Source organism: Streptomyces regalis, from assembly GCF_001509475.1.
In the GTDB taxonomy this organism is placed as follows: domain Bacteria; phylum Actinomycetota; class Actinomycetes; order Streptomycetales; family Streptomycetaceae; genus Streptomyces; species Streptomyces regalis.
Genome location: NZ_LLZG01000266.1, coordinates 1 through 345 on the forward strand (window position 1 = coordinate 1; position 345 = coordinate 345).

A 345-nucleotide genomic window follows, 5' to 3' on the forward strand; every position below is an offset into this window, starting at 1 on the left:
AGCTGCCGCGGGTACGCCGACCAGCCGGCGATGATCACCTTCGGCCGGTGCTCCTTGGCGAGCCGCTCGACCTCGGCCATGTCCACGAGACCGGAGTCGTCCACGTGGTACGGGACGACCTTGAACTGCTTGCCGGAGAAGTTCAGCCGCATCCCGTGGGTGAGGTGGCCGCCGTGGGCCAGGTCCAGGCCGAGGATGGTGTCGCCGGGCTGGGCCAGGGCGAACAGGGCGGCCTGGTTGGCGGATGCGCCGGAGTGGGGCTGGACGTTGGCGTACTCGGCGCCGAACAGCTCCTTGATCCGGTCGATGGCGATCTGCTCGGCCACGTCGACGTGCTCGCAGCCG

Annotated in this window: 1 protein-coding gene; it reads right to left on the minus strand. The window is 69.9% G+C overall.

All coding sequences use genetic code 11. The features are described from left to right. Window positions 1-345, minus strand: a 345-nt coding sequence (locus ADL12_RS25480; RefSeq protein WP_159053294.1) for an aminotransferase class I/II-fold pyridoxal phosphate-dependent enzyme, incomplete at both ends; no start/stop codon positions are given.